Origin of the sequence: Arcicella sp. BE140 (genome assembly GCF_031456255.1) — a bacterium.
GTDB lineage: Bacteria > Bacteroidota > Bacteroidia > Cytophagales > Spirosomataceae > Arcicella > Arcicella aquatica.
Map to the genome: position 1 here is coordinate 170,616 of NZ_JAVDUE010000008.1, position 23,868 is coordinate 194,483.

The 23,868-nt window shown below is 34.6% G+C and carries 26 protein-coding genes; 14 read left to right on the top strand and 12 right to left on the bottom strand.

Annotation, left to right across the window (positions count from 1 at the left end):
- Positions 1–341 precede the first annotated feature (341 nt).
- The 4 genes from J2Y60_RS13110 to J2Y60_RS13125 all read right to left on the bottom strand — a co-directional run bounded on the left by J2Y60_RS13110 (position 342) and on the right by J2Y60_RS13125 (position 4,577).
- A complete protein-coding gene (locus J2Y60_RS13110; protein ID WP_309916328.1) occupies positions 342–1,268 on the bottom strand; it encodes an aspartate carbamoyltransferase catalytic subunit in 927 nt (308 codons plus the stop codon).
- Between the two features lies 1 nt (position 1,269).
- Positions 1,270–1,806 carry a bifunctional pyr operon transcriptional regulator/uracil phosphoribosyltransferase PyrR gene (gene pyrR / locus J2Y60_RS13115; RefSeq protein WP_309916331.1) on the bottom strand — a complete coding sequence of 179 codons (537 nt, stop codon included), beginning with the start codon at positions 1,804–1,806 and terminating at the stop codon, positions 1,270–1,272.
- Between the two features lie 147 nt (positions 1,807–1,953).
- Entirely contained in the window at positions 1,954–2,394 is a 441-nt protein-coding gene (locus J2Y60_RS13120) for a DUF1572 family protein (protein ID WP_309916334.1), read from the bottom strand.
- A gap of 218 nt (positions 2,395–2,612) precedes the next feature.
- Positions 2,613–4,577, bottom strand: coding sequence for an alpha-1,4-glucan--maltose-1-phosphate maltosyltransferase (locus tag J2Y60_RS13125; protein ID WP_309916337.1), 1,965 nt, complete (start codon positions 4,575–4,577; stop codon positions 2,613–2,615).
- A 266-nt stretch (positions 4,578–4,843) separates the two neighbouring features.
- Here J2Y60_RS13125 and J2Y60_RS13130 point away from each other — a divergent pair, with 266 nt between their 5' ends.
- Positions 4,844–5,674 carry a septal ring lytic transglycosylase RlpA family protein gene (locus J2Y60_RS13130; protein WP_309916341.1) on the top strand — a complete coding sequence of 277 codons (831 nt, stop codon included), beginning with the start codon at positions 4,844–4,846 and terminating at the stop codon, positions 5,672–5,674.
- A gap of 82 nt (positions 5,675–5,756) precedes the next feature.
- On the opposite strand, the gene J2Y60_RS13135 is transcribed toward J2Y60_RS13130, so the two are convergent.
- Positions 5,757–7,202 (bottom strand): sodium:solute symporter, encoded by a 1,446-nt coding sequence (locus tag J2Y60_RS13135; protein ID WP_309916890.1) that lies wholly within the window; start codon positions 7,200–7,202, stop codon positions 5,757–5,759.
- Between the two features lie 87 nt (positions 7,203–7,289).
- Between J2Y60_RS13135 and J2Y60_RS13140 the strand changes: the two genes are divergently transcribed.
- From J2Y60_RS13140 to chrA, 6 genes are all read left to right on the top strand, one after another.
- A complete protein-coding gene (locus J2Y60_RS13140) occupies positions 7,290–7,571 on the top strand; it encodes an ATP-dependent Clp protease adaptor ClpS (RefSeq protein WP_309916344.1) in 282 nt (93 codons plus the stop codon).
- Between the two features lie 57 nt (positions 7,572–7,628).
- The gene (recR, locus tag J2Y60_RS13145) at positions 7,629–8,246 is read left to right on the top strand and encodes a recombination mediator RecR (protein WP_309916348.1); all 618 of its coding nucleotides are present in this window, start codon (positions 7,629–7,631) and stop codon (positions 8,244–8,246) included.
- 37 nt (positions 8,247–8,283) lie between these two features.
- Entirely contained in the window at positions 8,284–8,634 is a 351-nt protein-coding gene (locus J2Y60_RS13150; protein WP_309916350.1) for a hypothetical protein, read from the top strand.
- 58 nt (positions 8,635–8,692) lie between these two features.
- The gene (locus J2Y60_RS13155) at positions 8,693–9,442 is read left to right on the top strand and encodes a superoxide dismutase (protein WP_309916353.1); all 750 of its coding nucleotides are present in this window, start codon (positions 8,693–8,695) and stop codon (positions 9,440–9,442) included.
- A gap of 120 nt (positions 9,443–9,562) precedes the next feature.
- Positions 9,563–10,540, top strand: a complete 978-nt coding sequence (locus tag J2Y60_RS13160) for a 2-oxoglutarate and iron-dependent oxygenase domain-containing protein (protein ID WP_309916355.1) — start codon at positions 9,563–9,565, stop codon at positions 10,538–10,540.
- Between the two features lie 94 nt (positions 10,541–10,634).
- A complete protein-coding gene (gene chrA, locus J2Y60_RS13165; RefSeq protein WP_309916358.1) occupies positions 10,635–11,801 on the top strand; it encodes a chromate efflux transporter in 1,167 nt (388 codons plus the stop codon).
- On the opposite strand, the gene J2Y60_RS13170 is transcribed toward chrA, so the two are convergent.
- On the bottom strand, positions 11,798–12,655 hold the full coding sequence (locus J2Y60_RS13170) for an AraC family transcriptional regulator (protein WP_309916361.1): 858 nt from the start codon (positions 12,653–12,655) through the stop codon (positions 11,798–11,800). The two genes, chrA and J2Y60_RS13170, sit on opposite strands and share 4 nt — an antisense overlap.
- A gap of 135 nt (positions 12,656–12,790) precedes the next feature.
- Between J2Y60_RS13170 and J2Y60_RS13175 the strand changes: the two genes are divergently transcribed.
- Positions 12,791–13,777 carry a phytanoyl-CoA dioxygenase family protein gene (locus tag J2Y60_RS13175; protein WP_309916364.1) on the top strand — a complete coding sequence of 329 codons (987 nt, stop codon included), beginning with the start codon at positions 12,791–12,793 and terminating at the stop codon, positions 13,775–13,777.
- Between the two features lie 3 nt (positions 13,778–13,780).
- On the top strand, positions 13,781–14,599 hold the full coding sequence (locus J2Y60_RS13180) for an aldo/keto reductase (protein WP_309916367.1): 819 nt from the start codon (positions 13,781–13,783) through the stop codon (positions 14,597–14,599).
- A 40-nt stretch (positions 14,600–14,639) separates the two neighbouring features.
- Here the strand turns inward: J2Y60_RS13180 and rfbA are convergent, their stop codons facing one another.
- The 3 genes from rfbA to galE form a co-directional block, all read right to left on the bottom strand.
- Positions 14,640–15,503 carry a glucose-1-phosphate thymidylyltransferase RfbA gene (gene rfbA / locus J2Y60_RS13185; RefSeq protein WP_309916369.1) on the bottom strand — a complete coding sequence of 288 codons (864 nt, stop codon included), beginning with the start codon at positions 15,501–15,503 and terminating at the stop codon, positions 14,640–14,642.
- Between the two features lie 88 nt (positions 15,504–15,591).
- The gene (gene rfbB, locus J2Y60_RS13190) at positions 15,592–16,647 is read right to left on the bottom strand and encodes a dTDP-glucose 4,6-dehydratase (protein WP_309916371.1); all 1,056 of its coding nucleotides are present in this window, start codon (positions 16,645–16,647) and stop codon (positions 15,592–15,594) included.
- A 36-nt stretch (positions 16,648–16,683) separates the two neighbouring features.
- On the bottom strand, positions 16,684–17,700 hold the full coding sequence (galE, locus tag J2Y60_RS13195; RefSeq protein WP_309916374.1) for a UDP-glucose 4-epimerase GalE: 1,017 nt from the start codon (positions 17,698–17,700) through the stop codon (positions 16,684–16,686).
- A 242-nt stretch (positions 17,701–17,942) separates the two neighbouring features.
- Here galE and J2Y60_RS13200 point away from each other — a divergent pair, with 242 nt between their 5' ends.
- A complete protein-coding gene (locus J2Y60_RS13200; protein ID WP_309916377.1) occupies positions 17,943–18,779 on the top strand; it encodes a transglutaminase-like domain-containing protein in 837 nt (278 codons plus the stop codon).
- Between the two features lie 50 nt (positions 18,780–18,829).
- Here J2Y60_RS13200 and J2Y60_RS13205 read toward each other — a convergent pair whose 3' ends face one another.
- Complete coding sequence (locus tag J2Y60_RS13205) at positions 18,830–19,465, bottom strand: 4'-phosphopantetheinyl transferase superfamily protein (RefSeq protein ID WP_309916380.1); 636 nt, start codon at positions 19,463–19,465, stop codon at positions 18,830–18,832.
- Positions 19,466–19,590: 125 nt separating this feature from the next.
- Between J2Y60_RS13205 and J2Y60_RS13210 the strand changes: the two genes are divergently transcribed.
- From J2Y60_RS13210 to J2Y60_RS13225, 4 genes are all read left to right on the top strand, one after another.
- Positions 19,591–20,493: a WD40 repeat domain-containing protein gene (locus tag J2Y60_RS13210; RefSeq protein WP_309916384.1), complete on the top strand. Its 903-nt coding sequence runs from the start codon at positions 19,591–19,593 to the stop codon at positions 20,491–20,493.
- A gap of 71 nt (positions 20,494–20,564) precedes the next feature.
- Positions 20,565–21,485 (top strand): DivIVA domain-containing protein, encoded by a 921-nt coding sequence (locus tag J2Y60_RS13215; protein ID WP_309916386.1) that lies wholly within the window; start codon positions 20,565–20,567, stop codon positions 21,483–21,485.
- Positions 21,486–21,538: 53 nt separating this feature from the next.
- Positions 21,539–21,889, top strand: coding sequence for a dihydroneopterin aldolase (folB, locus tag J2Y60_RS13220; RefSeq protein WP_309916389.1), 351 nt, complete (start codon positions 21,539–21,541; stop codon positions 21,887–21,889).
- A gap of 8 nt (positions 21,890–21,897) precedes the next feature.
- Positions 21,898–22,926: a LacI family DNA-binding transcriptional regulator gene (locus J2Y60_RS13225; protein WP_309916392.1), complete on the top strand. Its 1,029-nt coding sequence runs from the start codon at positions 21,898–21,900 to the stop codon at positions 22,924–22,926.
- Between the two features lie 59 nt (positions 22,927–22,985).
- On the opposite strand, the gene J2Y60_RS13230 is transcribed toward J2Y60_RS13225, so the two are convergent.
- Together J2Y60_RS13230 and J2Y60_RS13235 are read right to left on the bottom strand one after the other, a co-directional pair.
- Positions 22,986–23,402, bottom strand: coding sequence for an OsmC family protein (locus tag J2Y60_RS13230; protein WP_309916395.1), 417 nt, complete (start codon positions 23,400–23,402; stop codon positions 22,986–22,988).
- 53 nt (positions 23,403–23,455) lie between these two features.
- Positions 23,456–23,866 (bottom strand): barstar family protein, encoded by a 411-nt coding sequence (locus tag J2Y60_RS13235; protein ID WP_309916399.1) that lies wholly within the window; start codon positions 23,864–23,866, stop codon positions 23,456–23,458.
- Positions 23,867–23,868: the final 2 nt, after the last annotated feature.

A 23,868-nucleotide genomic window follows, 5' to 3' on the forward strand; every position in this document is an offset into this window, starting at 1 on the left:
TTAATTATGGTTAATGGAGTTTTGCGAAGCTAATAAATGTCATTTGGTAAATATAAAATTTCTTTTTAAATAGATTTTGTTAATATGATATAATTTATCCCATGACTAGTGAAATGTAAAATACTATTAAAAAAAATAGGATAAATTTGTTTTTACTTATTTGTTTATTTGTTCGTGGAATAATCTATTTTTTTATCAAATATACAATATTTTAACCTCTTTCTGGTGAGAAAAGATAATTTTATCAAAAATAGAAACAAGTACAGTTTGTCAATAAATAAGAAGATAGGGAAGGCTACTCATAACATTATTGATAATAATGTTATGAGTAAAAGAAGGTATTAGTTTTGGCCTGCTAACAGATAAAGTACGGCCATTCTAACGGCAACGCCGTTTTCGACTTGGTCTAGAATAATTGAATGATGAGAATCAGCAGCATCTGATGTTAGCTCTACGCCACGATTGATTGGGCCAGGATGCATCACTACGATTTCTTTATTCAATTCATCCAACATTTTTTTATTGATACCAAAGTATAAAGAGTATTCCCTAAGTGTAGGAAAATACTTGATTTGTTGTCTTTCTAACTGGATTCTCAAGACATTGGCTACATCGCACCAAGCCAGCGTTTCTTTTACATTATGTGAAACCTTTACACCTAATTCGTTTACATAACGAGGAATTAAGGTTGAAGGCCCACAAAGGGTTACTTCAGCACCTTGTTTACGAAGGGCAAAAATATTAGAGAGCGCTACTCTTGAATGCAGAATATCTCCAATAATCGCTATTTTCTTTCCTACCAAATCACCACCTAATTTTTCACGCATTGAAAAAGAATCAAGTAATGCTTGTGTTGGGTGTTCATGCGTACCGTCACCAGCATTGACAATATTGGCAGCAATGTGTTTTGAAAGGAAATGAGGGGCTCCGGGGCTAGCATGACGCATCACAATCATATCCACTTTCATGGCCAAAATATTGTTGACAGTATCAAGAAGCGTTTCTCCTTTTTTTACAGAACTTCCAGAAGCTGAGAAATTGATTGTATCTGCGGATAAACGTTTTTCTGCCAATTCAAAGGAAAGCCTTGTTCGGGTAGAATTTTCAAAAAAAACGTTAGCAATTGTTACATCACGGAGGGAGGGTACTTTTTTGATGGGGCGATTAATTACTTCTTTGAACTCTTTGGCAGTTGCCATAATGAGTTCTATGTCGTCGGGTGTTAAATCCTTAATCCCCAAAAGATGTCGAGTACTTAGTTTTTGCATACTATTTTGTAATTAACCAAATGTTATCGGCTTCGTGCCCTTGTTCTTTCCATTCTACCAATACCTTTTCTGTGGCAAGAGTATTTACTTTTTTACCAACATAATCAGGATTTATTGGTAAATCACGGTTATAAATTCTATCAATCAAGACGCATAATTCCACTTTTTGGGGGCGTCCAAAAGCTGTCATTGCATCCAAGGCTGCTCTTACCATTCTTCCAGTTGCTAATACATCATCAATGAGTATAACATTCTGATTTTCAATAATAAAAGGAATTTTGGTGGCGTTGGCTTTTACTAATTCACGACGACGATAATCATCACGATAAAAAGTAGCATCCAGATACCCTATTGGGATTTTAACACCTGTAATTGATTCTAATTCTTGATGAATTCGCTTGGCAAAAAAAATACCCCTTGGTTGTAAACCTATAATCACAGAATTTGAAAAATTCTGGTGATTCTCTATCAATTCTTGACAGAGACGGCTAATAGTAATGCCTAGTAGAGGACTGGATAGGATAAGTTTGTGTTGCATTGAGTTTTTGAGATTACTTAACCTCGATGAAAAGTAATCATGGCACAAAGATAAGTATGCTTTATGAATAGCTGAAGGATGAGAGCAGAATTTTTTATGCTGTTTACCTTTTTAATTGCTATTTGCTTGAATGTGAGCATTGAAGTACTAAGATAAAAACCTTCTATGGTAATTAATTTGTCCTAGATGATAAGTAAGATGTCCGTGTAAATGAACTAGAAAGTACTGGGTAGTCATTTCATATCCTAAAACATTTTCAGGATAAATGGCTGTTAATTGTGGAGATGATAATTTTGAAAGAGTACCAGTTACAATATCAAAAGTTTCATTAATGGCTACCAATATCTCTGGACGAGCAACATTTTTAGCAGAAAATTCAGCTTCACGATTCCTAACATAGTCTATATTGCCCAAATTTTTGCCAATATAAGTTTTTAGATTCCCGATTAAATGTAAAGCCAAGTTTCCTCCGGCATTATTGATTCCATCAACTTTTTCCCACAAGAGGCTTTCGTGTTGATATTGCTCTATTTCTCTGTAAAGTACTTTCAAATCTCTTTGAAATAATTTTAATAAGTCTTCTGTCATGGATGTGTAATTTAATAGTCCTTTTCTTAACTTAATTAAGAAAAGGACTACTGTTTGTTAATGAAGCGGATTAAACTTTCCCTTTTAGGTGAAAGTATTGTATTTTAGAATTGATTTTTTCAAAATTTGGGAAGCATAACATCGCTACGTTGAGTAAATTTTGGAACAAGCTATTCTAAAAGACTTAGTTTAACCTAAAAGGGAAAGTTTAAACAGCTTCAATAATAAATATCTTCAATTCTAAACAAATGCATTGGCATAACATGTGGGTCTAAATCAATATAATTGTATTCGCCACGCCAAACATACTTAGCACCAGTGATTAAATCATGGACGATATATTCCTGATCGGGATATTTTTGAATCAAATTCAAGGGAATTCTAACAGTTCCACCTTGCCGATTGTGGCCATCTAGGTTTACAATACATAAAATTCTGTTGCCGTTTGAATGTGTTTTCAAATATGCCAATATTTGGTCATTTTGAATGTCACAGAAGGTAATATTATTGGTTCTTTGTAAGGCAGAATTCTCAATTCGAGCATGATTAGTTTGTCGAATAATATATGTGAGCTTATTCTCCATTTCCCAATTCCAATGCTTTATTTCGTATTTTTCAGAATTCTTATATTCTTCTTTATTAGGATTTGCCTCGCTAATCATATACTCAAATACAGGACCGAAAATACCATAATTTGAAGAAAGCGTAGCCGCCATGAAATAACGAATAATAAACAATGGCTCAAGACCCGTTTGTAAAGCCCAAGGAAGAATATCATGCGTATTTGTCCAGAAGTTAGGACGCATATATTGTTTTTGCTCCGTCTGGGTCAATTCGTTCATATAACCAATTAATTCAGCTTTTGAATTTCGCCATGTATAATAAGTATAAGATTGCGTATAGCCTAACTTCGCCAGTTCAGCCATCACCTTTGGTTTAGTAAACGCTTCTGCCAAGAAAATCATATCTGGATGTACCGCTTGTACCTCGGCGATTACCCATTCCCAAAAGGCAAAAGGCTTAGTATGCGGGTTGTCGATACGAAGAATCCTTACGCCCCAATCTGCCCAAGTCATGATGATTGATTTCAATTCTTCCCAAAGTTCTTTCCAGTTTTCAGTTTCAAAATTGATTGGATAAATATCTTGGTATTTCTTAGGAGGGTTTTCTGCATATTGGATGGTGCCATCAGGACGGATTTTAAACCATTCAGGGTGCTCTTTAGCCCAAGGGTGGTCGGGTGAACATTGAATAGCTAAATCCATCGCTAATTCAATACCCATTTCTTTACAAGCACCAATTAAATGTTTAAGGTCATCTAGTGTTCCTAACTCAGGAAGAATAGCAGTATGTCCACCTAACTCAGACCCAATTCCATAAGGAACCCCTGGTTCACCTTCTTGACAAGTTGTACTGTTGTTTTTCCCTTTTCTGAATTGTTTCCCGATAGGGTGAATAGGGGGAATGTATAAAACATCAAAACCCAAAGATTTTAAACGAGGAAGTACGTTCTCTTCAACATCTTTAAACGTTCCGTGCTGTCCTTTTTTGACAGATGCAGACCTTGGGAACATTGAATACCATGCAGAAAATGCCGCTTTTTCTCTATCTACCCAAACTTTCAGGTGTCTATGAATAGTAGCGTGTTGTCTGTCTGGATATTTTTCTATCCATTCGTGCAATTTATGGTTGTATATAAACGCAATGGCTTCATTATAGGTATTTGAATCTTTAAAAAGATTTGCGATAGCCTTTAGTTCAGCTTTATCTTCTTTTGACGCAATCTTCATCATCTTTTCAATGATATTTGCCCCAACTAATAATTCTATATTTACATGCTGGCCATCCTTGATTTTCATATCTATTTCATGGTGCCATGTGGCCGCATTGTCTACCCAAGCTTGAATAGTATACGTATAAAAACCGTTTTTAGAAACTTGAAAAGAAGCTTCGTAGTGGTCATTGTTAACAAAATTCATTGTTGTTTCTATCCAATCCTCATCAGTCGAAAATTTATAAAGGAGTTTTGCCGCCAGTTGATCATGTCCATCCAAGAAAATATCAGCCTCTACCTTGATTGTATCACCCTCAAATGCTTTGATAGCGTAGCGTCCTGCATCAAGTTGAGGACTAATATTTTCAATAATTACTCTTTGTTGTCCTTGAATTGTTTTGGAAATCATATTTGTATATCAAAATGGTTAAAAAGTTAACTACTAAGCACTTAAAAATAAGTAGTAGTACAATATTCTAAAAATAGACTAAAAAATAACAGGTTAATTGATTAAATTTATGTAATTATAGTAAAAAGTAATTAATTTCACATGATTGCCAGTTTGTAATAAATGCCGATACAATATTTTTATTATACAGTGAAAATATTGTATTTATTTGTGACATTGTAAAAAGTAGTAAATTATAAGCCTTAAATTTATAAATTATAAACGCTGTGAAAAAGATCATCGCTTACTCAACCCTATTTTTGTTGGTAGGAACATCCTCTTTCGCCTACCGAATCGAACAAATCCCAACTAAAGGCTTTGCCGAAGAAGGTATCGCTCGCTACTATGCTGCCCATTTACATGGTAAATATACTTCTTTTGGCGAAAAATATGACGACACCCAGCTTACTGCATCACACTCGAGGTATCCCTTGAATACAATTGTTAAAGTAATTAATCTAGAAAACAATCTTACTGTTGAAGTTAGAATTAATGATTATTGTAAATGTGAGGAGGAGGGAAGAATCATTAATCTTTCTAGAGAGGCAGCATCTAGGCTAGGCATGATGGCTAGTGGAAAAGCTAGAGTAAGGATAGAAGTTATTTCTCCTAATATTTCATCATCGTTAAATTCACATAAGAGGGTTTCCGAAAAAATAGCAGATAGTATCGTGCCAGATAGAAGAGAGGTTTTCTCTAAAGATAGTGGTAAGAGTTATGATAATAACATCTATGTTAGTTCAGTAACTACCACTACTGAGGCTTTTTCACCTGAAAGAACGTATGATATAAATGGTATAGAAAAATTTCCTAAAGGTTTTGCTGTACAGGTTACGGCTGTAGTCAATGTAGGGTCTCTTCACGATTTGTATGATGAGTTGTTAAAAATGGGTATTCATAAAGATGAAATTTTTATTCAAGTAACTCAAAAAGAAACAGGTAAACTCTATCGTTTATTATTTGGTGAATATGCTTCTAAGGAATCTGCCAATGATAAAACGGTTTGGCTTTCTCAACATGGTTATACGGGAGTTGTGCGTTCGCATTTTAATTTGTAATTGCATTAGCAGATAATATCATTAAAAAGGGGATGACAAATGCTAAATTGTCATCCCCTTTTCTGTATAATCATCAGCATCATTATGCTTTATTTTTAATAAGCAACAACCCAATAAAAGTAATCGCTCCATTGACTAATAGCTTCTCAAACCCAAATTGATAGCCATTCAACCATTCCTTAGAATTAGCATCGATAACATACGTTAGGATAGGTGCTATTATACATACGAAAGGAACAAGTTTATCTTTAACAGGGATTTTAGTAAAAAGTCCGAAAGAAAAGAGACCTAACAATGGGCCGTAGGTATAACTAGCAATATTGAATACTGTAGAGATGATAGACTGGCTACTGACAGCATTAAAAATTAGAATAATAACAAAGAAAAGAGCAGAAAACCCAAGGTGAGTATAATGCTTGATATTGTTTCGCTGTTTTTCTTCATATTTTTCAATGTGCATGAAATCAATACAGAAAGCCGTAGTAAGGGCTGTAAGGGCAGAATCTGAACTAGCATAAGTGGCAGCAGTAATTCCTAACAAAAATGTAATGGCAGCTAAAATGCCAAATTCTCCACCTAATGCTAATTTTGGATATAGTAAGTCAGTACGTTCTGGAATCTGAAAGCCAATTTTATCGGCATAGATATAAAGCAAAGCACCCAAGCAAACAAACATCAAGGTAGTAATAGCGAAGGTACAGCAAAACCAAAACATATTTTTTTGTGCTTCCCCTATGTTTTTACAGGTAAGGTTCTTCTGCATCAAGTCTTGGTCAAGACCAGTCATTACAATAGCAATGAATATTCCTGCGATAAAATCTTTACTAAAATGATGTTTATAGGCAAAATCATCAAAAAAGAACATTTTAGAATATTTACTTTGCTGAATAGTTGAGACTAAATCACCAAAGCCTAAGTCTAATTTATTTGCAATTAAAAATATTGTCAAGACAAGTGCCGTAAGAAGAAAGAAAGTTTGAAGAGTATCTGTTACAATAATAGTCTTTACACCCCCACGGTAGGTATAAACCCAAATAAGGGCGATAGTCACCAAAGCTGAAATCCAGAAGGGAATATTCCAAGCATCAAAGATAGCTAGCTGCAACACCTGTACTGCTAAAAACAAACGAGCGGCTGAACCCAAAGTACGGGCTAGTAAAAAGAAAGAAGAGCCTGTTTTATAAGAGACCTTCCCTAGTCGTTTATCCAAATACGTATAAATAGAAATTAAATTTAAGCGATAATATAAAGGGAGTAAAACCGTTGCTATTACAAAATAACCCACTAAATTGCCTAATATAATCTGATAATAAGAAAGAGATACTTTTCCTACATCACCGGGAACAGAAATGAACGTTACACCTGATATTGATGTTCCAATCATACCAAAAGCTACTAACCACCATGGAGATTGTTTATTTGCGGTAAAGAAAGTATTAGTATCAGCACCCTTGGAAGTGTAATGTGCTACTACAATAAGCATTAGAAAGTAAACGGCTAAAATTCCGAAAGCAATTCCTGTAGTCATAAATTTTGGGTATTCAGTATTGTGAACACCAAATTTGATATTTTTTGTTAAATTTGCTATCATTTTAAAAGATAAATATTTTTACAAATGCGACCATTTGAACAATTCGAAGAAGAAGTTGATGTATTAGAAGAAGTTATTGGCGTAGATCAATACGATCTTATCGTGTTTAATGATGAAGTAAATACATTCGATTTTGTTATTGAAACGCTAATTGATGTATGTGGACATTCGGCGGAACAAGCTGAACAATGTACATTGTTGATTCACTTCAAAGGAAAATGTGCTGTAAAGAAAGGTACTTTTGAAGAACTAGCTCCGATGAGAAATGATATTTGTCGAAGAGGAATCGCAGCGGAGGTTCAATAACCTTTTAATATTTTACAATAATTATTAATTACTCCAAAATCAACATTTCTAATACTCTTGAATTATCCATCTAAGCTCATAGAAAATGCTGTTGAAGAAATCTCAAAATTACCTGGCATAGGAAAAAAGACAGCTTTGAGAATGGCTTTACATCTATTAAAACGAGATGAGAAGCAAACACTTAGTTTGTCGGAAGCCCTAACAGCTATGAGAACTAAGACACAGTACTGTAGACAATGTCATAATATTTCTGATGACATTCTTTGTGGAATTTGTACAAATCCTAAAAGAGATGAGTCTGTAGTGTGTATAGTGGAGGATACCCGAGATGTATTGGCGATTGAAAACACTTCTCAATTTCGTGGGCTTTATCATGTACTTGGAGGTATTATTTCACCACTTGAAGGAGTAGGCCCCGCAGATTTGAATATTGAATCTTTATTAAGCCGTATTACGGAGAAACAATCAGGAGATTCGGCTATAAAAGAAATTATTTTAGGCTTGAGTCCCACAATGGAAGGGGATACAACAGCGTTTTATCTTACAAAGAGGTTAAAACCTTTGAATGTTAAAATTACAACCATTGCTAGAGGCATACCTATTGGTGGAGATTTGGAATATGCTGATGAGATAACATTAGGAAGAAGTATAGTAAGCAGAATTGTATATGAGTAGATAACTTAATAATAATACTTTTTAAAACCTGTTACTTATGAAAAAGCTTGCATTTATTATTCTTTTAATTTCCCTTCCATTGGTTGGAAAAAGCCAACGCCTGAGCATTTTAGGTATCGGAAAAGACTCATCAGCGTTATCACCAATGATGAAAGAATATTTAGGGAACTACCAGAAAAAGAATAGCCTTTCAAAACCCCTTCCCAAGCATATAGTAGGAATACCTGACATGAAAAAAGCAGCTGAAAATATTGATAACTTGATCATTGTAAAGCCTGATTTAGCTCAAATGGCTAATATGACGGTAATACAACCATCAAATAACGAACATCAGCATTTAATCATTATTAGTGATAAACAATCGAAGCAAGTAGCTCCTCATCAATAATATTAAAATTATTAATAAGGAAAAGTAAATTTCATTTTTATTCCAAACAAAATCTCCTATGAACCGTAAAAGTTTTTTAAAGACAACATTAGCATCGGCTTTTGCATTGTCTAGCTTAAATTCATTCAGTTTTTCATTAAGAAGAAGCTATAATGACAAATTACCTAAATTGACATTAGAAGAAGTAATGCTTGAATCAGCGCCTTTCTCTTTAGCAGCGTTGCCTTATGCACCTGATAGTTTAGAGCCGAGCATTGATAAGTTGACGATGGAGATTCACCATGATCGCCATCACAAAGCATATGTTGATAATTTGAATAAAGCTGTGGCTGGTACTCCTTACGAAAAATTATCTTTGTGGGATTTATTGAAAGAAGCAGGAAAAGCACCAGCTGCTATTAGAAATAATGCAGGTGGACATTGGAATCATACTTTTTTCTGGAATGTAATGTCGCCTAAAGCTGGAGGTTCTCCCAAAGGTGAATTATTGGATGAAATCACTAAAACCTTTGGTTCGTTTGATAAATTCAAAGAAGAGTTTGCTAAAGCTGGAACTACTCGCTTTGGTTCAGGTTGGGCTTGGTTAATTGTTCAAGATAAGAAATTAGTGATTACTTCAACGCCAAATCAAGATAACCCTTTGATGGATGTGGCTGAAAAGAAAGGTTCGCCAATTTTAGCCTTAGATGTTTGGGAACACGCTTATTACCTTAAATACCAAAACAAACGTGCGGATTATATCACTGCGTTCTGGAATGTAGTAAATTGGGATGCTGTTTCAAAGAATTTTGAAAACTTGAAGAAATAATTTTAATGGTTCTGCATATATTATTGATTAATTATGCAGAACTATTATCCATAAAGCTTGAATATATAGGTTTATCAATTTAACAAATAGGATAGAATTTGATAAATAACATTTACTAACATGACTTCTGAAACACTTCTAGATACAATCCCATCTCTTGATTTAGCGGACTTTCTTTCTGGCGATACTGCTCGAAAAGAAAAATTTGTACAAGATTTAGGGGCTGCTTTTAATAATATAGGTTTTGTAGCCATTAAAAATCATGGTTTAACAAAAGATGATACTGAAAAACTTTATGATAGTGTTCAAAAGTTTTTTTTCTCGCCAGATGAACTAAAAATGCAATATGCCATTGAGGGTATTGCGGGTCAAAGAGGTTATATTAGCAAAGGAAAAGAAACGGCAAAGGGTTTTAAAGTGCCGGATTTGAAAGAATTTTATCACGTAGGTCAGCCCAAAGTTGATGATGGAGACCCTATTTGGGAGGAATATCCTGATAATGTTTTTCCTACAGAGCAACCAGATTTCGAACAATACACACTTCATACATATAAAACTTTAGAAAATGCAGGCAAAACGTTGTTAAAAGCCATTGCATTGTATTTAGAATTGCCCGAGGATTATTTTGAAAGCAAAGTAAAACATGGAAATTCTATTTTAAGAGCTATCCATTATTTCCCTATCTTAAATCCAGAAGAACTGCCAGAAGGAGCTGTTAGAGCTGCTGCCCACGGAGATATTAATTTAATTACTTTATTGATGGGTGCCTCAGCGGAGGGGCTTGAGGTATTAAGGGCTGATGGCGTTTGGATTCCTATTACGTCATTACCAGATTACGTCGTAGTAAACGTCGGAGATATGTTAGATAGATTAACAAACCATAAATTAAAATCTACGATTCACCGTGTGGTAAATCCTCCGAAAGAAAAACTAGGTACTTCTCGTTTCTCAATTCCTTTTTTCATGCACCCACGTTCTGAAATGGATTTAACCTGCTTGGAATCTTGTGTGGATACTGCTCATCCAAAAATGTATGTTAATATGACGGCAGGAGAGTTTTTGAATGAGAGACTTATTGAGTTAGGTTTAAAGAAGTAAATATTATACTTATTTTTGTGTCCATGAGATTTTTGTATCTCATGGATTATTTTTTTATTATTCAATTCCACATTTAGCTTTATAATTTATCCAAATGAAAAAAATCAGAAGACTCCTCTTTCTACAAGATGTTCTGATTCTTGCATGTACTTCATTTGGAGGTCCCCAAGTACATTTGGCGATGTTTATTGATCGCTTTGTGAAGAAAAGAAATTATCTTACCGAAGCTGAACTCTTAGAACTCCAAGCGTTATGCGGTTTCCTACCCGGACCCACTTCAACGCAAACGATTACAGCCTTAGGTTATAAAATTGGTGGGCCCAATTTAGCTTATCTTACCTTACTAGTTTGGATTACTCCAGCCGTAACCATCATGACGGCCGCAGCTTTCGGAATGACTTATCTAAGGAATAGGGAAATTATCAGATTTATTCAGCCAATAGGGGTTGCCTTTATTATCCATGCAGGCTTTGTATTGGGGAATAAAGTCATTAAAAATGCCTCTGGAGTCATTTTAATGGTATTGGCTTCTGGTTTTGCATTTTATTTTCAATCTCCGTGGGTTTGCCCGATTTCTTTGATTATTGGAGGAACGTTTACCGCTTTTAATTACAAAGATTATCCCCATCAAACAAAACATAAAATGGTTATTCCTTGGGCTAACTTTAATTTGTTTTGGCTTTTTCTGTTGTTCTTAGCTGGTCTTGGTCATTTTACCGACTATGAGCCTATTCGTTTATTTGAAAATTTTTATCGTAACGGAAGTCTGGTATTTGGCGGAGGTCAAGTGCTTGCGCCAATCCTCTATACAGAATTTGTTGAATTTAAAGAATTGGTTAGGGCAGATGATTTTTTAACAGGTATGGCACTTTCGCAAGCATTGCCTGGTCCTGTATTTGCGTTGACATCCTATTTAGGAACATTAGTAATGAAAGATGGAACATGGTGGGAACAACTATTGGGCAGTGCCGTTGGGGCAGCAGGTATTTTTTTGCCGGGTACGTTCTTAATATTTTTTGTGTATCGAATTTGGGGACAACTAAAGCAATATCGTGGAATTAGGGCCTCATTAGATGGTATAAATGCCGCATCAATCGGATTGACATTGGCAGCAGCCATTACCTTTATTGTACCTATGGTGAAACAAGTAGATGTGGTAGGTCTTGTTACAGTCATCGGCACCTTACTGATTCTTCAATTTACGAAAGTACCAAGCTTCCTTATTTTTTTAGGAGGATTAATACTAGGTTTCATTTTTTAATTAGAAAGATGCCTCTTCTTGAAGGATAATGGATTCTCACCAGTTATTTTTTTGAATATTCTATTAAAGTACGAAAGGCTTTCAAAACCACATTCAAAGCAGGTCTCCGTAACGTTTTTATCAATTAATAATAAATGTTTGGCTTGATTAACCCTGTAATGATTCAAGAACTCAGTAAAAGTAAGTTTTGTCATTTTTTTGAAATACCTACAAAAAGGAGCTTTGCTTAAATTAGTCAAACTTGCTACTTCATCAATTTCAATTTTGTGATGATAGTGTTCGTCAATAAAACTATAAATCTTTTTTAGCCTTTCTTGTTCCCTTTTATTATGTTGATTATCATACGGCTTTTCATGTAACAACGTATAATCATTACTATCTGCTAACATTTTAAATAATGTCAACACTTCTACAAATTGTTCAAAAGAAGATAGTTCGTGTAAATGCTTAAGTCTTTTCCCTACGACGTCCTTAATATTTTTTCCAAACGTTATGCCATGTTTTGAAAGCTCAAAAAGTTCATATACGCCCTTTAACTCGGGTGTATCTTGAAGCGTATCTTTCAGAAAACCTTCTTTTACGTATAATACTACTTTCTCATATTCAGTTTGCAAGCCATAGTCGAAATTGAGATGAGGGATATTAGACCCAATAAACGTCAAATCACTTTCTTCATATCTGGCTATATGTTCGCCTACATGGCGTGTACCTTCTTGTTCATGAATTTCGATAAAAACCAATTCATATTCTGGGTGAAAATGCCAATAGAAAAAATTATTCAATTTTGGATTAATATTCCACTGAAAAGAACTGTTTTCATGCGATGGAATAATTTTTTCAAATTCTATTTTCATTATTTTGATAATTAGTATCTGTAAGTATATTATATAATATCAATATAGTTCAAATTTATGAAAAAATTGATGTAGAAATGCAATATAAAAGAATACAAATTTGTATAAAAAAAACAATAATTATTTATACAAATTATGGAAAATCAAACTATGGCCATGACGCCCACTATGATGCCTAACATGGCTCATCTGGATATTCCAGGAAATCCATCTACTGCTACAAGCAGCCAAATAAAACTAAGAACCAGTATTAATGATGGGAAAGCGCTAAAGGTATTAACGGAAGATGATTGGAATTTTTGGATAACTAATGGATATGTCATCATTAAAAATGCAGTATCAAGAGAACAGGCTTTAAGAACGGCCGAATTTATTTGGGAATTTGAAGAAAAGAATCCTAATGATGCCAGTACTTGGTACACCCCTCCAAGAGCTGAAATGAAAATGAAAGAATTAACGGGTACGGGCATGGTAGAGGTGTATAATAACCAACATTTGTGGAACAACAGACAAAGCCAAAGAGTACACGATGCCTTTGCTGATATTTGGGGAACAGAAAAATTGTGGATAACGATAGACCGCGCTAATTTGAATTTTCCATTACGTCCCGATTTCCAATACAAAGGTTTTATTCACTGGGACTATGACCCTGAGACGAAACCTCAGAATGTTCAAGGTGTGCTGGCATTAGCCGACCAAACCGATGAAAACATGGGAGGATTTCAATGTATTCCCGAATTATTTAGAACGTATGATACTTGGAAGTTGACACAGCCAGCAGATAGAAATCATTTTCAGCCTGATACATCTGCTTTTGAGGATAAATTTGTAAAAGTAAAATTAGAAGCTGGCGACTTGCTGATTTTTAATAGTAGCCAACCGCATGGCATTCGTCCGAACAAAAGTAAAGATAAAGTACGCATTGCGCAGTATATTTCAATGATGCCTGCTGAGGAAGATAACGAACCTTTAAGACAATGGAGAATTAATTCATGGAAAAATAGGGTAGCTCCAGAAGGCTATGCTTTTCCTGGTGACCCAAGAAACTGGGAACAAACAAAATATCCTGTAGCTGAATTAAACGATTTAGGAAAAAAAATATTAGGATTAACAAAATGGTAAGTTATGCATAAACAAATTTATACTGAACTCAACAATGGTGTGCAAATGCCATTGTTGGGACTTGGCGTATATGATATGTATAACCAAGAAGCGATACAAACTGTAAGCACTGCCTTAAAAATAGGGTATAGGTTAATTGATACTGCCGCAATGTATGAAAACGAAATAGAAATTGGCAAAGGAATTAAAGAAAGTGGGATAAATAGAAATGAGATTTTTTTGACAACTAAAGTTGATAATGCTAGCCAAGGATATGACAAAACCCTACAAGCTTTTGAAGAAAGTATGAAGCGATTGGATTGTGAATACATAGATTTATACCTTATTCACTGGCCAATTAAAGCAACCAGAAAAGACACATGGAAAGCGCTTGAGCATCTGTATAATACTAACCGAATAAGAGCAATAGGTGTTGCTAATTATTTATTACCATTTTTAGACGAACTAGATACTTATAAAACAATAGTACCAGCAGTCAATCAAGTAGAGTTTAGTCCCTATTTATTTCAGCAACCATTATTGGAGCGTTGTAAGAAAGAGGGGATTCAGTTGCAAGCATACACTCCTTTAGTAAGAGGTCAGCGTTTTAATGATGAGCGATTAATCGCTTTGAGTGAAAAATATTATAAGACTCCCGCACAAATTATTTTAAGATGGGCTATTCAGCATAATATTTCAACAATTCCAAAATCATCAAGTCCTATCCGATTACAAGAAAACTTTCAGATTTTTGATTTTGAAATATCTAATGACGACATGAAAAAGATAGATGGTTTTAATGAAAACCTACGGGTAGTAGAAGACCCTATGGAACTGTTATAAAAACAAAAGGCTTTCTACTCTTGCAGAAAGCCTTTTGTTTTTATTTTTTCAGTAACCCAAGCAGATATTTTCCATACCCACTTTTTACCAGCGGTTCAGCTATTTTCTTGAGTTGCACCTCATCAATGAATCCCATTCTGTAGGCTACCTCTTCTATACAACCTACCTTTAATCCTTGTCGCTCTTCAATCACTTGAACAAACTGTCCTGCTTGCATCAATGATACAAATGTTCCTGTATCCAGCCAAGCCGTCCCTCTGTTCAATACTCCCACTTTCAACTTCCCTTGCTTCAAGTATTCTTTGTTGACATCCGTAATCTCATATTCCCCTCTTGGCGAAGGAGCTATATTCTTGGCAATCTCTACCACCGAATTGTCATAGAAATATAAACCCGGTACCGCATAGTTTGATTTTGGTGCCACAGGCTTCTCTTCAATAGAAAGTACATTGAAATCATCATCAAACTCTACTACCCCATATCTCTCTGGGTCATGCACCTGATAAGCATATACTACTCCACCATCTGGGTCATTGTTGGCTTGTAACAATTTACTCAAACCACTACCATAGAAAATATTATCACCCAACACCAAGGCTACTTTGTCATCACCAATAAACTCTTCTCCAATTACAAAAGCTTGGGCTAATCCATTAGGCAATGGTTGTTCAGCATATTCAAATCTACAACCTATCTGTGAGCCATCTCCTAACAATTTCTTGAAATGAGGTAAATCATGGGGAGTAGAAATAATTAATATTTCTTTGATGCCCGCCAACATCAAAATAGAAAGCGGGTAATAAATCATGGGTTTGTCGTAAACAGGCATTAACTGTTTACTAACGGCTAGGGTAAGAGGGTGCAAACGTGTCCCTGAACCGCCTGCCAGAATAATTCCTTTCATATCTTTCTTATAGCTTTAGGCTGTAGGCGATAGGCTTTAAGCAATGGCATTAAATGCTTGTTGCTTATAGCCTATTGCTTAAAACCATTTAAGAGTACATTTTTTTATAATAATCTTGGTAATTACCAGAAGTAACATTATCCAGCCATTCTTGATTGCTTAAAAACCATGATACCGTTTTCTCAAGTCCTTCTTCAAATTGTAAGGAAGGTTTCCATCCTAATTCATTCATGATTTTGGTAGCATCGATGGCATATCTTAAATCATGACCTGCACGGTCGGTTACATAAGTAATCAATTTTTCAGAAGTACCCTCTTCTCTGCCTAGTTTACTATCCATGGTTTTGCAAACCAACTTTACGATGTCGATATTCTTCCATTCGTTAAAACCTCCAATATTATAGGTTTCACCCAATACTCCCTTATGGAACACAGTATCGATAGCTCTTGCATGATCTACCACAAACAACCAGTCTCTTACATTTTCACCTTTTCCATATACTGGCAATGGTTTATTGTGCAAGATGTTGTTAATCATCAATGGTAATAATTTTTCAGGGAAATGGTTTGGTCCATAATTGTTAGAGCAATTGGTAATTACTACTGGCAATTTATAGGTATTACCATAAGCTCTTACAAAGTGGTCTGAAGAAGCCTTTGAAGCTGAATAAGGAGAACGTGGGTCGTAAGGAGTGGTTTCTGTAAAGAAGTCTTCTGGGTTATGTAACTCACCATACACTTCATCGGTAGAAACATGATAAAAGCGTTTTCCTTCATATCCAGATGCTTTCCATGCGTTTTTAGCAGCATTCAATAAGTTGCAAGTACCCACCACATTGGTCATTACAAAAGCCATTGGTTCTGCAATTGACCTATCAACATGTGATTCTGCTGCTAAGTGAATCACACCATCAAATTGATATTTGTCAAATAGTTGATTGATAAACTCTGCATCAACGATGTCTCCTTTTTCAAAGATATAATTAGGCTTATCTTCTATATCTTTCAAATTCTCAAGGTTGCCAGCATAAGTCAATTTGTCAAGGTTGACAATGGTATAATCAGCATAGTTATTAACAAATAACCGAACCACATGAGAACCAATAAACCCTGCTCCACCTGTTATTAAAAGCGTTTTTTTCATAAACAAATATTTTCGTTGGTAGTAGTTGATTTACTGTTATTTTCCAATTAACTTTTTCTGCCAATTCCAAGCATCGCCTAAAGCATCAGTTAATGTTTTTTCAGTTTTCCAACCCAAAATTTCATTAGATTTTGTACAATCTGCATATACTGCTACTACATCTCCCTCGCGTCTAGGTTTGATACTATAATCTACCTTTAAACCAGTAGCCGCTTCGAAGGCATTAATTACATCTAATACAGAACTACCTGTTCCAGTACCGATATTAAAGAAATCGTAATATTGTCCTTCAGGTTGTTTCAATAAAAGGTTCAAGGCTGATACGTGTGCTTTGGCAAGGTCAACTACGTGAATATAATCACGTACGGCTGTACCATCAGCAGTAGGATAGTCGTCACCAAAAACAGCTAATGGACCTCTTAACCCTGCTACGCTTTGTGTTAAAAATGGAACAAGGTTAGCGGGTACGCCCAATGGTAATTCTCCAATAAGGACAGAATCATGCGCACCAATAGGATTGAAATATCTTAACGAAATAGCATGAAAGCCTGCCGAGCTAGTTACGGTATCGCGGATAATTTCTTCACATACTTGTTTGGTATTTCCATAAGGAGAGGCCGCAGGTTGAACAGCCGAGCTTTCAGTTACGGGTAAAGTATCTGGCTGACCATACACTGTACAAGAAGACGAAAATACTAAGTTATTAACGCCATATTCTTCCATTTTCTGAAGCATCAACACCGTAGCTGAAATATTATTGCTATAATATTTCAAAGGTTTTGCTACAGATTCGCCAACAGCTTTAAAGGCAGCAAAGTGAATGATTCCATCAATTTTTTGTTCAGAAAATAATTTATCCCACGTAGCAGCTTGACCAATATCACCTTCATAAAAAGTAACAGGTTTGCCAATAATTGTTTCTATACCTGTGATAGCTTCTTTTTCAGAATTAGAAAAGTTGTCAACTAATACTGTTTCAAAACCTGCGTTGTGGAGTTCAACGACTGTGTGAGACCCGATAAAGCCTGCGCCACCTGTTACTAAAATTTTCATATTTTAAGTGAATCCAGAAAAAGGAAGAGTTAAGTCAAATTATTATTATCATACTTAAATATTGAGCAGTGATGAATAATAATTATGAGGTTGCAAAAAAACAAATTTAGCATAAAGCCTTACTAAAACAAAAAATATACAATTGCTTTTTCAATAAGAATTAACAAGAAAAAAGAACCTTAGAATCAAATTTGTACTTTTGAATAAGAAATGTTATTTTTAGGTGAATTAAACGTGACAATATGAAGCAATCAGAAATTAAGGCTTTAGTATCCTTATTAGAAGACGATGATAGCGAGGTGTTGAACCTTGTAGAAAATAAGATTAGGTCATTAGGAGGTACCGTAATTCCATTTTTGGAAGATCGTTGGGAAGAATCTTCTTTGAGTCCATTAACACAGAAAAAAATTGAAGACCTTATTCATGATTTACAGTATGAAGCTTTTTTTTCAAGGTTGGTTACTTGGAAGGAAAACGGTGCTGAAGATTTATTAGAAGGAATGTGGGCTATTGCTACTTATCAATATCCTGAATTATCTATCGAAAAGCTGCAACAAGAATTAGAGCAAATATATTATGAGGTTTGGATGGAGTTTAGGGATAATATGCACCCAATGGACCAAATCAAAACATTAAACTCCGTTATTTTTGGGAAAATGAAATTTGGAGCCAATACCAAGCATTTTCATTCAGCTTCCAACTCCATGCTGAATGTGGTGATGGAAAATAAAAAGGGCAATCCTATTTCGTTATGTGTCATTTATTTATTGGTAGCTCGAAAATTGAAATTGCCTATTTGGGGGGTAAATCTTCCTAATTTGTTTATACTTACTTATAAGTCAGAACAAATGCAGTTTTATATTAATGTATTCAATAGGGGGTTGGTATTTAGTAAAGTAGATATTGATAATTATATATCTCAGTTAAACATCGCTCCAAATGATATTTTTTATCAACCCTGTAGCAACTTAGATATTATCAGAAGAGTATTAAGAAACTTGACGTTAGCTTTTGAGAAAGTAGGGGATGATGACAAGGTACAAGAAATAGAAAAAGCACTCAAAGAGATGATGAAGTAATTTTTTTGTATTACCTACAGCTTTAGGATGTAGGTAATACAAAAAAATTACTATGTTACTGTCAGGACATAATCATCAAAATAAATCACTAAAAGTTCATGTTCTGTTTTTAGTTTTCCTTCAATAAATATTTCACCTGTCAATTTGTTAGGTTTATCTTCAAAGGGTTCAATATAAATATTATCTTTAAGCGACAGGTTTTTTTTGCCATACCATTTATATAAGCTTTCCTTAGCACACCAATAAATACAAAGTTTCAGCAAATCTTCGCCAGCATGATTAAGTTCGGATGCTCGAAGGAATTTATGCGAAACCCTACTTAATTTATCAGATACTTTTTCAATATCAATACCTACCTCTTCATCCAAACTGATGATTACAGCAGCATATTCATTGGTATGTGATAATGAAATGTATGCGGCGTGATTATTAATCAAATAAGGGTTTTTGTATGAGTCCTTAGCAATGCCTTCATACGTAATTCCGAACAAAGACAAAGTATATTTCGCACAAGTTCTGCTAGCAAGCCACTCTAACTGTTTCGCAGGGTGGGTTACATCAGAGATATCTATTAAATCGTTTTCTTTTATTTCTAGGTACTCTAAATAAAATGAAGGTGACTCCTCAATTTTCCAAAGAGTCAAAATACTTTTTTTAGAAATTTCTTTACAAAAAATTATTGCCATTTAACTATCCTGTAATTCAAAGCAATACAAGCCTAAATAGCCTCTATCAATCTTCGATTGTTGTCATTAGGCACAAAATAAACTATTTTTGCTTAAATAAAGATTTAAAATTTTAATCCCTACTTATGCAAGTTGATAAAATAGATACATTTTCTGGTCATCGTGACTGTGTTTATGCACTTGAAGGTAGTAAAGATTCTTCTCAGTTTTTTTCTGCTGGTGGAGATGGACTTATTGTTAAATGGAATTTAAAAACGCCAGACTTAGGAGAGCTAATAGCCCAAGTACCTGCTTCCGTTTATGCTATTTGTTTAGATAAACAAAGGAATCAGTTGTGGGTAGGGCAAAACTTTGATGGCATTCATTTAATAGATGTTGCGTTGAAACAAGAAATTAAATCTTTGAAAATTACCTCTGCTTCTATATTTGATATTAAAATTTATGAAAATATCGCTCTGATAGGGCTTTCTGATGGAATCATAGTTGTGATGGATGTTGAAACTTTTAGTGTAAAAAGACATTTAAAAGCATCTGACAAAAGCGTAAGAAGTATAGCAATTAATGAATTGACAAAAGAATTTGCTGTAGGATACAGTGATTTTTCTGTAAAAATCTTTGATTTGCAGGATTTTTCATTGAAATTAGTGATTGATGAACATACAAATTCAATATTTTCCGTTTGTTATTCACCAGACAAAAAGTATTTGCTTACCACAGGCAGAGATGCCCATTTGAAAGTATGGGATGTTACAGAAAAATATCAATTGAAACACAGTATTATAGCTCACCTTTTTGCAATAAACCATATTACCTATCATCCCAACGGAGATTTATTTGCAACGTGTAGCATGGATAAATCTATTAAAATTTGGGATGCTAAAACATTTAAGTTGTTGAAAGTAATTGATAAAGCCAGACACGCAGGGCATGGGACATCGGTCAATAAACTTTTTTGGAGTACCTACGAACACCAATTAGTTTCAGCATCCGATGATAAAAAAATATCTGTTTGGAGCCTGACAAACTAAGACAGGAATTTTGTGTTAAAACTTTTATTTAGAGGTTACCTTGTTTTAACCTACTTAAACAATCTAAGAAAATGAGAATTACTCCCCTTGAAATAAGAAAACATACTTTTGATAGAAGCTTTAGAGGTTTTGATACTGAATCGGTAGAAGCTTTTTTACTTTCACTTTCTCAAGAATGGGAACGTGTAGGAGAGGATATGCGCCAATCAAAACAAAAACTTGAAGTAGCTGAGCGCGAAATTATCCGAATGCAGGAGATTGAAAGTAGTCTCTTCAAAACATTAAAAGCTGCTGAGGAAGCCCAAGACAAAATAAGCTTGAAAGCTCAAGCGGAAATAGAGCAATTAAAAGAAAATGCTAAGATTGAGGTAGAAGAAATTTTGAATGAAGCGCGTAAAAGTGCTAAAATGATTATTTCAGATGCCGAGAATAAAGCAAAGTTTTTGGTTGAAGAAGCTGTAAATGATTTAAAAAATTATGAGCGCGACTTCAAGACAATGGAGAAATATAAAGAATCATTGGTGGAAGAACTAAAACAGTTTGCTAATGATACTCTAGAGAAAGTTGCGAAATTTGAAGATAACCTAAGTTCAAGGACTAATTTTCAGAAAATAGAGAATGTAACAGAGGCAATATTCCCTGAACCTGTTGCAAAGGTTGCAGTAACTACTCCTGTAAAAGAAACGCCTTTGTTTCCAAAAGAAGAAACGCCAGAAAACGACACAAGAATTGATTTTGAACCTGCCAATGATTTTGATGATGAAAACGAAGAATTGCCAGAGGTAAGCAAAATTTTAGATAAAAAAGATGTCACTGTTTTTAATGCTAAAGCTGACGAACTAGTTAAAGAAATGAAGACGATAAAAGTTAAACCTAAAAAGCTTGGGAAGGATGATGGACTGCCTACAGTGTCGTCAGTAATGGAGGAGTTTGGTAAGGATAATGCAAGTGGTATCTCAAATGGGGGAGGCTCCTTTTTTGATGATTTATAGGTAATTAAATGTTTAAAAGATACTTTCATTAGTATTCAGAAATAAAAAATACAATGGGAATAATTGCCCTTGAAGGCATAGAGTTTTTTGCATATCATGGTTTTTATGCAGAAGAACAAAAAATTGGAAATCGTTATCAAATAGATATTGCTATTACGACTGATTTTTCGGAGGCAGCAGAAAATGATAAACTTAGTGACACTGTAAATTATGGTGATGTGTATGAAATAATTTCTGGTGTAATGAAGATAAAAGCAAAATTACTAGAGCATATAGCTCAGCTAATCATTAAAAGTGTCCGTAATCGTTATCCCACTATAGAATTAATTGAAGTTTCAGTATCGAAGTTTAATCCGCCTATTGGAGGTGTTTGTACAAGAGCAAAAGTAACTCTGAAAGGATAAAATAAATTATGGCACATCAAGTAACGATTAAAGATTTAGCTCGCCATCTGAATGTTTCTGTGGCAACAATTTCTCGTGCTTTGCGTGATATGCCTGAAATAAAACCAGAAACACGACAGGCTGTTTTACAACTCGCTAAGGAGTGGGACTATCAGCCTAATATTTTAGCCACTAGTTTGGTGAAAAGTAGGACAAAGACCATTGGGGTAATTGTGCCAGATTTAGCCTATCATTTTTTTGCATCGGTTATCAAAGGAATTGAAGCCGAGGCCATTGCTCGTGGTTATAGTTTATTACTTACCCAGACTAGTGAGCTGTATGAACGAGAATTGATAAACGTTCAAAATTTATCAAGAGGACAAGTAGAGGGTTTTATCATTTCTCTTTCACAAGAAACTGTTGATTTAGATCACTTAAAGCGACTTCAAAGAAAAGGAATTCCTTTAGTATTCTTTGATAGAGATGCGCAAGAGCTAGATGTATCAAAAGTAATGGTAGATAATGTTGGTGCTGCTTACGAAGCCACTAAGCATTTGATTGATAATGGCTGTGAAAGAATAGCCTTTTTAGCTGGTCCACAGAGCGTTACTGTTAGTAATCAAAGACTAGAGGGATACGGAAATGCTTTAAAAGACCATGGATTTCAGATTGATACATCTTTAATCGTACACGGTGAATATGCGTTGTCTAAAGCTGTGGAAGTGACACACCACTTAATGAATCTTGAAAATAGACCAGATGGATTTATTGTAGTAAGTGACCGACTAGCTGTGGGAGCGATTTCAGCCTTGAAGTCGCGGAATATAAAGATTCCTGAAGAAGTAGCTGTAGTAAGTTTTAATGATGAACCCATTTGTACTGTAATAACTCCTACATTATCAAGCGTTGCACAGCCTACTTGGGATATTGGGAAAAATGCTACAGCATTGCTCATTGATCAAATAGAAGATAGGTTGGGAACTTTCAAGCCAGATATTCAAATTCTAAAAACTCAATTAGTTGTAAGAGAATCATCTCAGCGATTGAAAAGGAATTAATCAGTAAATAAAATATAAAGCCTGAAGTAAATGTTGATTTTACCTCAGGCTTTATATTTTTACAACAATGTAGCATCTAAAGTAATTGTAGCATTTAATAGCTTAGAAATTGGACAATTTTCTTTAGCATGATTCACTAATTCTTCAAATTTCTCCTGCGTTAAATCAGTAGCCTTCACCGAAGTAGTTAATTTAATTACATTAATAGCACCATTTTCTAAAATTACTTGCGAAGTTGTGTCAATACTATCAGCAATAAAACCTGCTCCTTGTAAATTAAAAGCTAATTGCATTGAAAAACATCCAGCATGAGCAGCCGCTACTAACTCTTCAGGGTTTGTGCCAATGCCATCTTCAAAACGTGTATTGAAAGAATACTGTGTGTTACTCAAAACACCACTTTGGCTTGTTAATGAACCTTTACCATCTTTACCTGCACCAATCCACTGGGCAGTCGCACTTCTTTTAATTTGCATGACTTTTTTATTTAAGTTTATGAGACAAAATTTATTGAATACTATTTCCGAAACTAATTTTCATAACTAATACCAAGCGTTTCTAAATCATCTTCTGCTAATTCAGACGGCTCGATATAAATATTTAATACTTTAGTATTATCGTTTCTTTTCCATTCTTCCGCAGCATCATCCAACACAGTTAGGATAATTTCTCGTATTTCGTCGTTTTCTTCTGATAAGAAATCGTCATAATTTTTAAATACAATGCGAATGTCATTCTGGTCTAGCCAATCTAAATCGTTTATTAGCTCATCGAATGAATCCATATTATGATTGAAATAATCCGGGAAATACAAAGCTTTTGCTAGCGTTTGATAAAAAACTTCAACAGTCTCTACATTTTCGCCATCAATGATGGCTACCAAGATGTTATCGTGAGATTTTAGCGTCGAATCTTCACCTAAGATATAATAATTTGCCATTG

Bases quoted from the DNA above. Each gene is read 5' to 3' on its own strand.
- J2Y60_RS13110 (WP_309916328.1), bottom strand. From the start codon at position 1,268: ATGCAAAAACTAAGTACTCGACATCTTTTGGGGATTAAGGATTTAACA.
- J2Y60_RS13215 (WP_309916386.1), top strand. From the start codon at position 20,565: ATGAGAATTACTCCCCTTGAAATAAGAAAACATACTTTTGATAGAAGC.
- chrA (WP_309916358.1), top strand. From the start codon at position 10,635: ATGAAAAAAATCAGAAGACTCCTCTTTCTACAAGATGTTCTGATTCTT.
- J2Y60_RS13210 (WP_309916384.1), top strand. From the start codon at position 19,591: ATGCAAGTTGATAAAATAGATACATTTTCTGGTCATCGTGACTGTGTT.
- rfbB (WP_309916371.1), bottom strand. From the start codon at position 16,647: ATGAAAAAAACGCTTTTAATAACAGGTGGAGCAGGGTTTATTGGTTCT.
- J2Y60_RS13140 (WP_309916344.1), top strand. From the start codon at position 7,290: ATGCGACCATTTGAACAATTCGAAGAAGAAGTTGATGTATTAGAAGAA.
- J2Y60_RS13230 (WP_309916395.1), bottom strand. From the start codon at position 23,402: ATGCAAATTAAAAGAAGTGCGACTGCCCAGTGGATTGGTGCAGGTAAA.
- galE (WP_309916374.1), bottom strand. From the start codon at position 17,700: ATGAAAATTTTAGTAACAGGTGGCGCAGGCTTTATCGGGTCTCACACA.
- J2Y60_RS13125 (WP_309916337.1), bottom strand. From the start codon at position 4,577: ATGATTTCCAAAACAATTCAAGGACAACAAAGAGTAATTATTGAAAAT.
- folB (WP_309916389.1), top strand. From the start codon at position 21,539: ATGGGAATAATTGCCCTTGAAGGCATAGAGTTTTTTGCATATCATGGT.
- J2Y60_RS13120 (WP_309916334.1), bottom strand. From the start codon at position 2,394: ATGACAGAAGACTTATTAAAATTATTTCAAAGAGATTTGAAAGTACTT.
- J2Y60_RS13205 (WP_309916380.1), bottom strand. From the start codon at position 19,465: ATGGCAATAATTTTTTGTAAAGAAATTTCTAAAAAAAGTATTTTGACT.
- J2Y60_RS13135 (WP_309916890.1), bottom strand. From the start codon at position 7,202: ATGACTACAGGAATTGCTTTCGGAATTTTAGCCGTTTACTTTCTAATG.
- J2Y60_RS13180 (WP_309916367.1), top strand. From the start codon at position 13,781: ATGCATAAACAAATTTATACTGAACTCAACAATGGTGTGCAAATGCCA.
- J2Y60_RS13200 (WP_309916377.1), top strand. From the start codon at position 17,943: ATGAAGCAATCAGAAATTAAGGCTTTAGTATCCTTATTAGAAGACGAT.
- J2Y60_RS13170 (WP_309916361.1), bottom strand. From the start codon at position 12,655: ATGAAAATAGAATTTGAAAAAATTATTCCATCGCATGAAAACAGTTCT.
- rfbA (WP_309916369.1), bottom strand. From the start codon at position 15,503: ATGAAAGGAATTATTCTGGCAGGCGGTTCAGGGACACGTTTGCACCCT.
- pyrR (WP_309916331.1), bottom strand. From the start codon at position 1,806: ATGCAACACAAACTTATCCTATCCAGTCCTCTACTAGGCATTACTATT.
- J2Y60_RS13235 (WP_309916399.1), bottom strand. From the start codon at position 23,866: ATGGCAAATTATTATATCTTAGGTGAAGATTCGACGCTAAAATCTCAC.
- J2Y60_RS13175 (WP_309916364.1), top strand. From the start codon at position 12,791: ATGGAAAATCAAACTATGGCCATGACGCCCACTATGATGCCTAACATG.
- J2Y60_RS13150 (WP_309916350.1), top strand. From the start codon at position 8,284: ATGAAAAAGCTTGCATTTATTATTCTTTTAATTTCCCTTCCATTGGTT.
- J2Y60_RS13155 (WP_309916353.1), top strand. From the start codon at position 8,693: ATGAACCGTAAAAGTTTTTTAAAGACAACATTAGCATCGGCTTTTGCA.
- J2Y60_RS13160 (WP_309916355.1), top strand. From the start codon at position 9,563: ATGACTTCTGAAACACTTCTAGATACAATCCCATCTCTTGATTTAGCG.
- J2Y60_RS13225 (WP_309916392.1), top strand. From the start codon at position 21,898: ATGGCACATCAAGTAACGATTAAAGATTTAGCTCGCCATCTGAATGTT.